The 13,238-nt window shown below is 68.3% G+C and carries 11 protein-coding genes; 6 read left to right on the top strand and 5 right to left on the bottom strand.

What is annotated here, in order from left to right; genetic code table 11:
- Window positions 1–2: 2 nt before the first annotated feature.
- The 3 genes from CFB39_RS31405 (at window position 3) to CFB39_RS31395 (ending at window position 3,637) form a co-directional block, all read left to right on the top strand.
- Window positions 3–995 carry an ABC transporter ATP-binding protein gene (locus CFB39_RS31405; RefSeq protein ID WP_089475856.1) on the top strand — a complete coding sequence of 331 codons (993 nt, stop codon included), beginning with the start codon at window positions 3–5 and terminating at the stop codon, window positions 993–995.
- The gene (locus CFB39_RS31400) at window positions 992–2,011 is read left to right on the top strand and encodes an ABC transporter ATP-binding protein (RefSeq protein WP_175239929.1); all 1,020 of its coding nucleotides are present in this window, start codon (window positions 992–994) and stop codon (window positions 2,009–2,011) included. Before CFB39_RS31405 ends, CFB39_RS31400 begins: the two co-directional genes overlap by 4 nt.
- A 165-nt stretch (window positions 2,012–2,176) precedes the next feature.
- On the top strand, window positions 2,177–3,637 hold the full coding sequence (locus CFB39_RS31395) for an OprD family porin (RefSeq protein ID WP_085038394.1): 1,461 nt from the start codon (window positions 2,177–2,179) through the stop codon (window positions 3,635–3,637).
- A 54-nt stretch (window positions 3,638–3,691) separates the two neighbouring features.
- Here the strand turns inward: CFB39_RS31395 and CFB39_RS31390 are convergent, their stop codons facing one another.
- The 3 genes from CFB39_RS31390 to CFB39_RS31380 form a co-directional block, all read right to left on the bottom strand.
- A complete protein-coding gene (locus CFB39_RS31390; protein WP_089475854.1) occupies window positions 3,692–4,687 on the bottom strand; it encodes a DedA family protein/thiosulfate sulfurtransferase GlpE in 996 nt (331 codons plus the stop codon).
- 152 nt (window positions 4,688–4,839) lie between these two features.
- Window positions 4,840–5,109 carry a hypothetical protein gene (locus tag CFB39_RS31385; protein WP_089428821.1) on the bottom strand — a complete coding sequence of 90 codons (270 nt, stop codon included), beginning with the start codon at window positions 5,107–5,109 and terminating at the stop codon, window positions 4,840–4,842.
- Between the two features lie 270 nt (window positions 5,110–5,379).
- The gene (locus tag CFB39_RS31380; RefSeq protein WP_089475853.1) at window positions 5,380–7,725 is read right to left on the bottom strand and encodes a phosphocholine-specific phospholipase C; all 2,346 of its coding nucleotides are present in this window, start codon (window positions 7,723–7,725) and stop codon (window positions 5,380–5,382) included.
- Window positions 7,726–8,298: 573 nt separating this feature from the next.
- Here CFB39_RS31380 and CFB39_RS31375 point away from each other — a divergent pair.
- The 3 genes from CFB39_RS31375 (at window position 8,299) to CFB39_RS31365 (ending at window position 11,106) form a co-directional block, all read left to right on the top strand.
- Window positions 8,299–8,799 (top strand): GNAT family N-acetyltransferase, encoded by a 501-nt coding sequence (locus tag CFB39_RS31375; protein WP_089475852.1) that lies wholly within the window; start codon window positions 8,299–8,301, stop codon window positions 8,797–8,799.
- Between the two features lie 272 nt (window positions 8,800–9,071).
- Complete coding sequence (locus CFB39_RS31370) at window positions 9,072–10,667, top strand: thioredoxin family protein (RefSeq protein ID WP_089475851.1); 1,596 nt, start codon at window positions 9,072–9,074, stop codon at window positions 10,665–10,667.
- A gap of 73 nt (window positions 10,668–10,740) precedes the next feature.
- Window positions 10,741–11,106 carry a 5-carboxymethyl-2-hydroxymuconate Delta-isomerase gene (locus CFB39_RS31365; protein ID WP_046548726.1) on the top strand — a complete coding sequence of 122 codons (366 nt, stop codon included), beginning with the start codon at window positions 10,741–10,743 and terminating at the stop codon, window positions 11,104–11,106.
- A gap of 77 nt (window positions 11,107–11,183) precedes the next feature.
- On the opposite strand, the gene CFB39_RS31360 is transcribed toward CFB39_RS31365, so the two are convergent.
- Both CFB39_RS31360 and CFB39_RS31355 read right to left on the bottom strand, forming a co-directional pair.
- Window positions 11,184–11,447, bottom strand: coding sequence for a DUF4148 domain-containing protein (locus tag CFB39_RS31360; protein ID WP_089433560.1), 264 nt, complete (start codon window positions 11,445–11,447; stop codon window positions 11,184–11,186).
- Between the two features lie 247 nt (window positions 11,448–11,694).
- Complete coding sequence (locus CFB39_RS31355) at window positions 11,695–13,098, bottom strand: GntP family permease (RefSeq protein ID WP_089428826.1); 1,404 nt, start codon at window positions 13,096–13,098, stop codon at window positions 11,695–11,697.
- Window positions 13,099–13,238 lie beyond the last annotated feature (140 nt).

The following is a 13,238-nucleotide window of genomic DNA, read 5'->3' as shown; positions in this document are numbered from 1 at the left end:
AGATGGTCGCACTGCTTGAAGTAGACAACCTCGGCGTGCGCTTCACGCGCAAGGACGCGCCGCCGGTGGACGCCGTGAGCGGCGTGTCGTTCTCGCTCGAAGCCGGCAAGACGCTCGGCATCGTCGGCGAATCGGGCTCGGGCAAGAGCCAGACCGTGATGGCGATGCTCGGCCTGCTGGCCGGCAACGGCACGACCACCGGCGCCGCGCGCTATCGCGGCGACAACCTCCTCGAGATGGATTCACGCGCGCTGAACAAGGTGCGCGGCGACCGGATCGCGATGATCTTCCAGGATCCGATGACGTCGCTCAATCCGTTCCTGACGATCGAGCGGCAGATGACCGAGACGCTGCAGCTGCATCGCAAGCTGTCGCGCAAGGACGCCACGAAGCGCGCGATCGAGGCGCTCGAATCGGTGCGCATCCCCGACGCGGCACGCCGCATCCGCATGTATCCGCACGAGTTTTCGGGCGGCATGCGCCAGCGCGTGATGATCGCGATGGCGCTGCTGTCCGAGCCGGAAATCCTGATCGCCGACGAGCCGACCACCGCGCTCGACGTGACCGTGCAGGCACAGATCATCGATCTGCTGCGCGAGCTGAACCGCGAGCGCGGCACCGCGATCGTGCTGATCACGCACGACATGGGCGTGGTCGCGGGCCTCGCGGACGACGTGATGGTCATGTATGCGGGCCGCACTGTCGAATACGCGCCGGCCGAATCGATCTTCGCGGCGCCGTCGCATCCGTACACGATCGGCCTGCTCAACGCGCTGCCGCGCCTGACCGACGCGGACGATGCGCCGCTCGTCGCGATTCCCGGCAATCCGCCGATGCCCGGCACCGCGCCGGCCGGCTGTGCGTTCGCGAAGCGCTGCACGTATGCGGAAGAACGCTGCGGCGCGGCGCGCCCCGCGCTCGAAACCTATGGCGCCGTGGGCGCGGTGCGCGCATGCCACCGCCCCGTGGCCGATCTGACGGGAGGTCTGCGATGAGCGTCGATGAACGCCGCCAAGCCGGCGCGACGGACGACACGCTGCTGTCCGTCGAGGGTCTGAAAGTGCATTTCCGCGTGCCGCTCGGCGGCTATCCGTGGTCGCCGAAGGGGACGCTGCGCGCCGTCGACGGCGTGTCGTTCGACGTGAAGCGCGGCGAGACGGTCGGGCTCGTCGGCGAGTCGGGCTGCGGGAAGTCGACGCTCGCGCGCGCGCTGATCGGCCTCGTGCCGATGACGGCCGGCACGGTGAAATGGCGCGGCGAAGCCGTGGCGCCCGATCACCTGCGCGGCACCACGATGCGGCGCGAAGTGCAGATGATCTTCCAGGATCCGCTCGCGTCGCTCGATCCGCGCATGACGATCGAACAGGTCGTCGCGGAGCCGCTCGTCACGCACCAGGCCGGCCTCGGCCGCACCGAGGTGCGCCGCCGCGTGGTCACGATGCTCGAACGCGTCGGCCTGAACGCGCATCACCTGCTGCGTTATCCGCACGAATTTTCAGGCGGGCAGTGCCAGCGCGTCGGCATCGCGCGCGCACTGATCGGCGAGCCGAAGCTCGTGATCTGCGACGAACCCGTCTCGGCGCTCGACGTGTCGATCCAGGCGCAGATCGTGAACCTGCTGCGCGACCTGCAACGCGAACTGTCGTTGTCCTATCTGTTCGTTGCACATGACCTGGCGGTGGTGAAGGCCATCAGCCAGCGTGTGCTCGTGATGTATCTCGGCCGCGTGATGGAGTTCGGCACGCGGCATGACGTGTACGGCGTGCCGCAGCACCCGTACACGAAGGCGCTGCTCGACGCGGCGCCGACGCCGGAGCCGGCGCGCGAGCGTGCTCGCCGTCCGATGCTGCTGGCGGGCGAGATGCCCTCGCCGCTCAACCCGCCGTCCGGCTGCGCGTTCCGCACGCGCTGCCCGGTCGCGATCGACGCGTGCGCGCAGGACGTGCCGCTGCCGGAAGTTCGGCAGGGGTCGGCCGCGCGTGTCGCGTGCATCCGCGCGGGTGTGGCGTGAGCTGAAGTGACGCAGCAAACATAACCAAGGCAGGTCAACAGGGGTAGGTGCGGCGCGAACGATCTTCGCGCCGCGGGTACAGGCGCGTCTTTAATCGGGCGCGCCGGGGGGCCGGGCGCGGATCGCAACCGGCGTGGACGATATCAACACAAGACGAGAATTACGATGAAAAAACAGAAGACGATCGGGACGGCATCGAAAATGCTGCTTGCCTGGGGGCTGCCGGCACTCGCCGGTGTCTCGCTGACGGGCGTCGCGCACGCCGACGACGCGGCCCCCGCACCGCTGACGGTCGCGCAGGCCGCACCGGGCACGACCGTTGCGCAGGCAACGACCCCGAACGCCATCATCAACGCCGAAGCGAACCAGGCCGTCACGCCGCCCGACGAGCCGTCGGCGCAGTCGCAGTCGAAGGGCTTCATCGCCGACAGCCATCTCAACTTCCTGTTCCGCAACTATGCGGACGTGCTCGACGCCAAGGGCGGGCCGCATCGCCACGCGTGGGTCCAGGGCGCGATGGCGAACTTCGAGTCGGGCTACACGACGGGGCTGATCGGTATCGGTTTCGACGCATCGCTGTATGCGGCGCTGAAGCTCGACGGCGGACAGGGTGCCGGCAGCATGGTGCACATCGCGAAGGGCGGCGGTGGCGGCAACCAGCTCGCCTGGGCCTATCCCGGCATCTACGACGTGAAGGCGCGCATCTCGAACACGGTGGTCAAGTACGGTCTGCAGGCCGTCGACAACCCGTTCATGGAGCAGCACGACAACCGTGCGCTGCCGCCGACGTTCCTCGGTGCGACGCTCGTCAGCAATGAATTCAAGAATGTGATGCTCGAGGCCGGCAGCTTCACGAAGACCGACGCGCGCGGTCACACGACGCTCACCAACCTGACGACGCAATACGGCGGCACGCGCATCAACCGCCTGTCGTACGTCGGCGGCACGTGGGACTACTCGCCGAACGGCGAAATCGCGCTGTACGCGAACCAGGCCGACGACGTGTGGCACCAGTACTACGCGTCGGTGAAGCACAGCATCGGCAGCCCGCAGACGATCAAGTGGACGGGCTTCGGCAACGTCTACTCGACGCACGACACGGGCGACGCGCTGCAAGGCAAGATCAACAACAACGCATACAGCCTGTCGCTGGCCGCGCAGCACGGCCCGCACGAGCTGCTGCTCGGCTTCCAGCAGGTGCTCGGCGACCAGTTCTTCGACTACCTGAACGAAACGAACGGCATCTTCCTGACCAACTCGATGGACGTCGACTACAACGCGCCGCACGAAAAGTCGCTGCAGCTGCGTTACACGTTCTACGGCAAGGAAGCGGGCCTGCCGGGCTTCAAGGCGATGGTCTGGGGCGTGACGGGCTGGGGGGCGGACGGCAGCGCGGGTGCGGCGAACGACCCGAGCAAGTCGAGCATCTACTGGAGCAACGGCGCGCCGGTGCAGGGCCGTCACCACGAGTTCGGCTTCATCCCGTCGTACACGTTCCAGAGCGGCAAGCTGAAGGACACGAAGGTCACGTTCATCGCGATGTGGCATGCCGGTTCGGCACACTACTCGGACGCGACGAACACCGAGTACCGCCTGGTCGTGAACCTGCCGCTGCACGCGTTCTGATCGAAGGGGGCGCAGGCGCCCCCGCTTCGCACGGCCGGCCTTCGATCGACGCGATCAGGCCGGCTTGTGCAGCCCCGCGACCGGATCGTTCGCAGCGGGCATGTCTTCCACGAGCGACGTGAGCTGGCGGCCCGTGTCGCGCCATGCATCGAGGCCGCCGCGCAGCGCGAGCGCATCGGTGAAGCCGGCGTCGAGCAGGCGCTTCGCCATCAACGCGGCCGTGAACTCGTTCGGGCACGAGCAGTACACGACGAACTTCTGCGAGAACGGATAACGCGCGACGATGTCGCCGATCTGGCGTTCGTCGGCGAACTGCGCGCCGGGAATCGTGAACGGGTCGAGCTTGCGGTGCTCGGGCGAGCGCACGTCGAGGACAACCGGCGCGGACGTATCGCGCAGCATCGCGTCGAGCTCGTCGACGCCGACCCGCGCGCTCGCGAGCTGGCGGATCAGCGCGCGGCGGCGCATCCAGCGGATCGCCGCGTACACCGCCAGCACCGCGACGGCCACCAGCAGCGCCGCGCGGCCGAGCTGGCCCGCGCCGGCGAACAGCCAGTCGATCTGGCGCGCGAACATCAGCCCGACCATCAGCCCGACGATCGTCCACAGCGCGGCGCCGAGCGCGTCGTAGCCGAGGAATGTGCGATAGCGCGTGCCGAACGCGCCGGCCATCGGCACCGACACGAGCGACAGCCCCGGAATGAAGCGCGCGACGGCGAGCACGCGCACGCCGTAGCGGCCGAAGAAGCGTTCGGTTTTCTTCACGCAGCTGTCACGCGACAGCGACAGGCGGCAGATCGTCTTCAGCGTCGTGCCGCCGAAGCGCCGGCCGGCGAGGTACCACACGGTGTCGCCGATCAGTGCGCCGAGCACCGACAGCACGACCACCGTGACCAGTTGCGAGCCGATCATCGCCGGGTGCATCGCGGACATCGCGCCGAACAGCACGAGCGTCGGCATCGCGGGCACCGGCAGCCCGATGGCCGCCGCGAGCACGTTGACGAAGACGAGAAGCGGCCCGTATTGGGCGACGAGGTCGCGGAGGAGCATGACGGCTGGCCGAAAAGGAAACGCGCGCGGAAAGCACGCAGATGGGCCGATTATCGGCCTTTTTCAAGTCAGCGGCGGGAATAACGCAACGTGCGTGACGGCGGCAGGGGGCGCGGTGAGCCGGCGCGTTGCGCGCGGCTCACCGTTCGAAATCAGGAGGAGGTGCGGGCGAGCGACGCGGCGCCGTGGTTTTCGCCGGGGAGCTCGGCGCCGTGCGAGCGGATCGCCGCGATCAGTTCGGCCGGCGTGATCTCGTAGCGGACTTCGCGGTGGATGCCGGGCTTGCGTTCGTCGATCTCGATCAGCAGCACGCTCTTGCCGTCGCCGGTTGCTTCGAGCCGGAGCGAGCGCAGTTCGCGACCGTCGGTCGGGTCGTGTTCGGTGAGCAGGGTCATTGCCCCGGATGAGCCGGAAGTGCGCATCGAACCTATCCTCGTATCGTGGACGCCGTAGTGGCGAAGATGTCTTGGTTGAATACAGCTTGGCGCAGTTTAACGCGAACGGGCCGCAATTCGGAGCAATTTCGTTGGGGGGAATTGAGGGCTGAACCATTGATCCTTCTGATGTTTGAGCCGCGCGGGGCGGGCGTTTGCGCCGGATCGGGCGCAGCTGCGGCCGGCGCCTGACCGCCGTGCGCGGCCGGGCCGGCCCGGGCGGCGACACGCGGCGCAGCGCGGGTCGCCGCGGCGGCATCAGAAGCGGTCGGCGAGCCCCATTGCCGGGTCGCTGACCGAGTGGCGGCCGGTTTCGACACGGCCGGCGACGCGGCGCGAGAAACTCGCGTCGCTGTCCGCGGTGACGATGAAGTCGTACCAGTGGCCGGTCGAGTCGAGCTTCCAGTGCAGCTCGGCCTGGTCGCCGGCGCGTACCGTGACCGTCCACGTGGTACCGGTACCGTGGCCATGACCCTGGCTGTTGCCGTCCTCGTTGCCGTGGCCATGACCGCGATCGTCGTGCGCGCCGCGGCCGGACAGCGGCCCGTAGACCTGGTTCGACCTCACGGTGAAGCGCACCGTCCCGCCGCCGTGGTTGCGCAGCTTCAGGTGGAGGTTGCCGCTCGCGCCCGCATAGCCGACGCGAACTTCCGGCTGCGGCGCGCGTGCACCGGCCAGGCGGCTGAGGTCGCCGGTGAAGCGGCGGTGATAGCCGTTCGGGCCCAGCACCCACAGGTCATATTTACCGCCGTTGTCGGCGCGCGCGGCCCAGTCGCCGTGCAGCGTCTTGCCCGGTTCGACGACGTAGCGCCGCGGCAGGCGGTCGAGGTGCAGCTTGTCATAGACGTGAAACACGGCGGCGGCGCGGCCCGTGTTCGCGAACTTCAGCGTGACCGTGCCGGTGCCGGCATCGGTACGCGCGCTGGCATGGAGTTCGTAAGGCAGTGCGCGCGACGGGCGCACGCCGATCGCCTGGGCGGGCAGCGACGGCGCGGCCGGCGGCACGATCTTCGGCGCGGCCTGTTGCGCGGCGCTCAGCGCGTCGACCTGGCTTTTCGTCGTATGGCCCGCGAGCGTCGGCAGCGGTTCGTTGTTCGGCGAGCGGAAGTTGAACGCGCTCGTCAGGTCGCCGCACACCGCGCGGCGGTACGCGCTGATCTGCGGCTCCGCGACGCCGAAGCGCTTTTCGAGGAAGAGCAGCGTCGACGTATGGTCGAACACCTGCGAGTTGACCCAGCCGCCGCGGCTCCACGGCGACACGACCCACATCGGCACGCGCGGGCCCGGGCCGTACGGACGGCCGTCGATCGCCGGCTGGCTCGACGTGGCCGGCGTGAAGTCGTGGTACTCGGCGGCAACGTCGGCGTCCCGCAGCGTATGGCCGCCCGCGAGCGTTCCGTCGGCGTTGCGCGACGGCACGGCCGGCGACGGCATGTGGTCGAAGAAGCCGTCGTTTTCGTCGTAGTTCACCAGCAGCACGGTCTTGCTCCATACCTCCGGGTTCGCCGTCAGCGCATCGAGCACGGCCTGCACGTACCAGCCGCCCTGCGCGGGGCTCGACGGCCCCGGATGTTCGCTGTACACGGACGGCGGGATGATCCACGACACCTCGGGCAGCGTGCCGTTGCGGATGTCGTCGCGGAACGATTCGAGGAAGCCGTACGGCATCGTGTTGCCGAACCCCTTCGCGAGCGGGCTCAGCGGATCGTCGATCGCCGGATCGTAGAACGCGCCGGCCGCCGTCACGGGCTGTGTGATGTCCGTCGACGCGACGTACGCGGGCCGGCGCGCGGGCGGCATCTGCTCGATCGCCGCGCGCCAGTGGCGGAAGCTCATCATCTCGTTGCAGCCGAAGTTGTCGATCAGGCTCTGGTAGACCTTCCAGTTCACGCCGGCCTGCTGCAGCCGGTCGGCGTAGGTGGTCCAGGTCCAGCCCTGGCTCGACGGGCCGATGTCGTTGCCGCCGTTGAACTGGTTGTTCAGCGCGGCGATCTTCACACGGCTGCCGTCGGCCGGGCTGATGCCGTTCGGGCCGTTGGTGCCGCTCCAGTAGAACAGGCGGTTCGCGATCGTGCCCGTGTGCATCCCGCAGTGATAGTGGTCGCACAGCGTGAACGCATCGGCGAGCGCGCGCTGGAACGGTACTTCCGCCGCGTCGTAGTAGCCCATCGACAGCGGCGTCTTCGCGTCGGGCCAGCGGTTCATCCGGCCATGGTCCCACGCGGCCTGCGCATCGGCCCACGTGTGCGGCGTGCCGCCGGCGCGCTGCGCGTTGCCCTGGCTCGCGTCGAGGTGATACGGCGTGACGGTGGTGGCGGGCGTCGGCTTCGTGTACGTCTGGTAGAACACGTTGCGGCCGTTCGGCGACGGCACCGCGAAGCGGTCGCCGTAACCGCGCACGCCCTTGAACGTGCCGAAGTAGCTGTCGAATGCGCGGTTCTCCATCATCAGCAGCACGACGTGCTTCACGTCCTGGATGGTCCCCGTTTCGTGAAACGCGGGAATCGCGAGCGCGCGGCGGATGCTCGGCGGAAACGCGGACAGCGCGGCGGCGGCGAGGCCGGAAGTGGCGGTTTGCTGGAGGAATTTGCGGCGTGACGTCATGGCGTTCGGGTCCTGTGATGATGGGAGCGTTCGTGACTTCGTCTGGCGGCGCCCGTGCATCGCCCCCCTGGGACGATTCGCGCGGCGTGTGCGTTCGAGTGCATCGGCCGCCCGTGGCGGAGGTGCGCGCATCGCGCGCGATGCGTGGTGTCGCGCGGATGCCTTGGCCGTCGCCGCGATCCCGTGCAACGCGCGCTCGTGATGCGCGGCCGGGACGTCGGCACACGCCGGCCCGGCACATGCCGGGTTGGGCGGCGCCCAGTCTAGGGGGGCGGCGTGACGTCGACGTGATGAAGACATGACATCGCATGTCGCGCGCATGACGTTGCGTGCGCAACGATTGATCGGGAAGCGATGCGTGACGGAATGGGTCAGGAATTACCGATCGCGGCGTGAGAAATCGGTCATATTTTTCCGGTTCGCGATGGAGGGGTGTGCTCGCGCATCGTTGCGGGTGCAACGGCATCGCATGACGCCCATGTTTCAAATGCGTGAAATCGGATAAGCTCGACACGTTGCTGCGCAGGTGCGCAGCCCGCGCGACTGGCGCGACTTTTCGGACCCGGCCCACCCATGACCGACATCACGATCCGGCACAGCGAGACGTACGACGTCGACGCGATCCGGCAAATCGCCGCGCATCCCGCGGTGTACGCGAATACGTTGCAGCATCCGTTTCCGTCGCTCGAGAAATGGCAGAAGCGGCTCGACGGCGTGCGCGAGCACGGCGTGAGCCTCGTCGCCGAAATCGACGGCGTGGTGGTCGGCCATCTCGGCCTGCATCCCGAACAGAATCCGCGCCGTCGCCATGCGGCAGGGCTCGGCATGATGGTCGACGCGACGCGCCACGGGCGCGGCATCGGCAGCCGGCTGCTCGCGGCCGCGATCGATCTCGCGGAAAACTGGCTGAACATCACGCGCCTCGAGCTGACCGTGTTCACCGACAACCGCGCGGCCGTCGCGCTCTACGAGAAGCATGGCTTCCGGGTCGAGGGTGAATCGCCGGGTTATGCGTTGCGCGATGGCGTGCATGCGTCCGTGTATCACATGGCGCGGATCAAGGCGCGGCAGTGAAGGCTCGGCCGACGCGTATCTGACAGCACGCGCGGCCGTGATGCCGCGCGTCATATTCATTCGAGAATTCGTTCGTTTTCTGCCGGCTGTGCCCGTCGTATCGTCGAAGGATTTGCCGGCTGCCTCGGCCGGCGTGCGTTTTTCCGAAACGATCATGCGCGGCGTTGCACGTCGGCAGGCTTCATCGTCATCGCTTCATGGCTGTTGCTTCCCAGCCATCGCTTCGCGCGCCGCACCTTCCCGCAACCGTCTCTTTCAACGGACCCGCTTCGATGAAAACTGCTCTCCGGAATCTGACTGCCGCCTGCCTGCTCGCCGCCGCGGGTGCGGCGCTTGCCGCTGCCACGCCCACGGGCGCCCCGGCGGCGAGCGCGGCGCCTGATGGCGCGCACCTGCCGCCCGGCATCGCGTGGCAGCACGGCGACGTCGACGCCGCCTTCGCGCTGGCGAAGCGCACCGGCAAGCCGCTGCTGCTCTACTGGGGCGCGGTGTGGTGCCCGTCGTGCAACCAGGTGAAGTCGACGATCTTCAGCCAGCAGGCATTCAAGACCCGCTCGTCGTTCTTCGTGCCCGTATATCTCGACGGCGATACCGAAAGCGCGCAGAAGCTCGGCGAGCGCTTCAAGGTGCACGGTTATCCGACGATGATCCTGTTCCGTCCCGACGGCACCGAAGTGACGCGGCTGCCGGGCGAAGCCGATCTCGATCGCTACATGCAGGCGCTGTCGCTCGGGATGACGGCCGCGCATCCGGTGCGGCAGACGCTCGCGACCGCGCTGAAGAATGGTGCGTCGCTGACGCCGGACGAATGGCGGCTGCTGGCCGACTATTCGTGGGATACCGACGGTGCGCTGCCGGTGGCGGCCGATCGCGTCGCCGAGACGCTGCAGTCGCTCGCGCAACGCGCACGCGCGGCCGGCGCGAAGGCCGAATCGGCGCGCTTCGCGCTGAAGTCGGCCGTGGTCGCTGCGTCCGACGATCCGGCGCAGGCCGGCGCGCTCGACAAGGCGGCGCTTGCCGATTCGTTGCGCACGGTGCTGCAGGATCCTGTGTTGTCGCGCGCCGACTCGGACGTGCTGGTTGCGGCGCCCGCGCGCGTGGTCGCGTATCTCGGCGGCGACGACGCGCCGCGCGCGAAATTGCGCGGCGCGTATGACACGGCCCTCGCGCGCCTGTCGACCGATACCACGCTGTCGTCGATCGACCGGCTGATGGCGCTGCACGGCCGCGTGCTGCTCGCGCGCGGCGATGCACGCAAGGGGGCACCGCTGGCCGCGCCGGCGCTGGCCGACACGGCGCGCAAGCAGATCGCCGCGTCGGTGCAGGGCGCTGCGAATGCCTACGAGCGGCAGGCGCTCGTCAGCGAAGGGGCCGACACGCTGACCGACGCGGGGCTGTACGACGAGTCGGATGCATTGCTGAAGACCGAGCTGACGCGTTCGTCCACGCCGTACTACTTCATGTCCGGGCTGGCTGCGAATGCGAAGGCGCGCGGCGACAAGGCCGCGGCGCTCGACTGGTACCGCAAGGCCTATGACTCGGCGAGCGGGCCGGCGACGAAGCTGCGCTGGGGCGCGACCTACTTTGCGAATGCGGTCCAACTGGCGCCGGACGATTCGGCGCGCATCGAAGGGATTGCCGCGAGCGTGCTCGCGCAGGCCGACAAGACGCGCGACGCGTTCTACGGCGCGAACCTGCGCGCGCTGACCAAGGTCGTCACGCAGTTGAACCAGTGGCGCGGCAGCGGTGCGCACGATGCATCGGTCAAATCGATCGCGAAGCAGCTCGACGGCATCTGTGGGAAACTGCCCGCCGGCGATCCGCAGGCAAGCGCCTGCGCGCGCCTGATCCAGCCGGTCAAGGCATAGATCCGGTGGCACTGCGTGGGCTGTCGGGATGCCTTGCGGCGCTTGTCCCGATACCCACGAGGCCACCGACACCATGCCCCACCTGACGCTCGAATATTCCGCGAACCTCGACGGGTTCGATGCCGGCGCGACCTTGCGCGCGCTCAATGCCGCGCTTGCCGCGTCCGGTCATTTCAACGAGCTCGACATCAAGAGCCGCGCGCTGCGGTTCGATACATTCGCGGTCGGCACGTCGCCGGCGCCGCGCGCGTTCGTCCACGCGAAGCTCGCGGTGCTGAGCGGCCGGACGACCGACGTCAAACGTGAATTTTCGGAGCAGGTGCTGGCGGAACTGAAGCGGCACGTCGTTGCGCCGCCCGGCACGCACCTGCAGCTGAGCGCGGAAATACTCGAACTGGAACGCGAGTCCTACGCGAAAGCGAGCATCGAGCCGCGCTGAGCGTACGGTGCGGTGCGTGCGGTGCGAGCCGCGAACATGGCGGTGATGCGCGCACGGCCGGCGGATTCGAAACCGGACTATTGGCCCGTGGAGTACGTGCCGCGATTGCCGTAGCCGGCGCCCGCGGCCCGCGGTGCACCCTGCTGCCGCGCGATCTTCGCCTCGGCGGCCTGAATGCTGGCCGGGTAGAACCAGTCGCTCGGCTGGAAGCCGGCCTTTCTCAGTGCAACCACTTCGGCATGAACTTCGGCGCGCGTGAGCGGCTGGCTGGTTTGCGCCTGCGCGGCGAGCGGCGCGGCGAAGACGGCGGCGAGGGCGATGGTGCGGATGAGCGGGTTCATGAGCGGATACCTCCAGGTTTTCGACGGCGCCGATCGCATGCGGTCACCGTTGAAAGCAGTGTAGGCCTCGCCCGACGCGCGAAAAATGCCGCTGCGACCAACGTAGTGTTCTGCTGCGGATAACAATGAGTGAGCCGGCGAGCGCGTGTGGGCGGCGTGCGGCAAAAGGGGGGAGGAGTGGAGGAGCGGCCGGCCGCATCGACGCGGCCGGCGGGCGGCGGCCCGGAGACGGGCCGCTGCTGGGGTGTTACACGAGCCCCGTCGTGTAGTACACGGCGATCACGAAGAACACCGCGAGCGTCTTGATGATCGTGACCGCGAAGATGTCGCGATACGACTCGCGGTGCGTGAGGCCCGTGACCGCGAGCAGCGTGATCACCGCGCCGTTGTGCGGCAGCGTGTCCATGCCGCCGCTGGCCATCGCGACGACCCGGTGCAGCACGTCCAGCGGGATATTGGCGGCTTGCGCACCCTTGATGAACAGGTCCGACATCGCGGCGAGCGCGATGCTCATGCCGCCCGACGCCGAGCCCGTGATACCGGCGAGCGAGCTGACCGACACGGCCGCGTTGACGAGCGGGTTCGGGATGCTCTTCAGTGCATCGCTGACGACGAGGAAGCCCGGCAGCGCGGCGATCACGCCGCCGAAGCCGTATTCCGACGCGGTGTTCATCGCGGCGAGCAGCGCACCGGCGACGGCGGCCTTCGAACCGGCCGCGAAGCGCCCGCTCACGCGCTTGAATGCGGTCAGCACGACCAGCACGATGCCGAGCAGCAGCGCGGCCTCGACCGACCAGATCGCGACGACCGTCTTGATCGACGTCGTGACCGGCGCGTGCACGCCGGGCAGCACGTCCGGCGCGACCGTGTACGACGCGGCGCCGTACCACTGCGGAATCAGCTTCGTGAACGCGAAGTTCGACACGCCGACCAGGATCAGCGGCAGGATCGCGAGCGCGGGATGCGGCAGCGACGTGGTCTCGACGCGCTCCGGCTCGTTGACGAGCGACGTGCCGTAGCCTTCGCCCTTCGCCATCGCCGAACGGCGGCGCCATTCGAGATACGTGAGGCCGACGACGATGATGAACAGCGAGCCGATCGTGCCGAGCACCGGCGCGGCCCAGGCGGTCGTCTTGAAGAACGTGGTCGGGATGATGTTCTGGATCTGCGGCGTGCCGGGCAGCGAATCCATCGTGAACGAGAACGCGCCGAGCGCGATCGCGCCGGGCATCAGCCGTTTCGGGATGTTGCTCTGGCGATAGAGTTCGGCCGCGAACGGATAGACCGCGAACACCACGACGAACAGCGATACGCCGCCATAGGTGAGCAGCGCGCACACCGCGACGATCACCGCATTCGCGCGCGAGCGGCCGATGTAGCGGATCGCCGCATGGACGATCGACTCGGAGAACCCGGAGAGTTCGATCACCTTGCCGAACACCGCGCCGAGCATGAACACCGGGAAGTACAGCTTGACGAAGCCGACCATCTTCTCCATGAAGATGCCGGAGAAGACCGGCGCGACGGCGGCGGGTTCGGTCAGGAGCACCGCGCCGAGCGCGGCGATGGGCGCGAACAGGATCACGCTGTAGCCGCGATACGCGGCAAACATCAGGAACGCCAGCGCGGCGAGGACGATCACGAAAGACAAGGGAGTCTCCTAATGGCTTTGGTTGTTGTTCGATCGCGGGACGCGCCGCGGACCGGCTCAGGTTCGTGCAGGTTTCGTGCCATCGGCCGGATTGCGCCGCCGGACATGGGTCCGCCGGAGACTGGCGGGCCCGCGCCGGT

The sequence above is a fragment of the Burkholderia sp. AU6039 genome, from assembly GCF_002223365.1.
GTDB lineage: Bacteria > Pseudomonadota > Gammaproteobacteria > Burkholderiales > Burkholderiaceae > Burkholderia.
The sequence above is the reverse complement of the archived record's forward strand: the minus strand, read 5'-3'. Positions and strand labels throughout refer to the sequence as shown.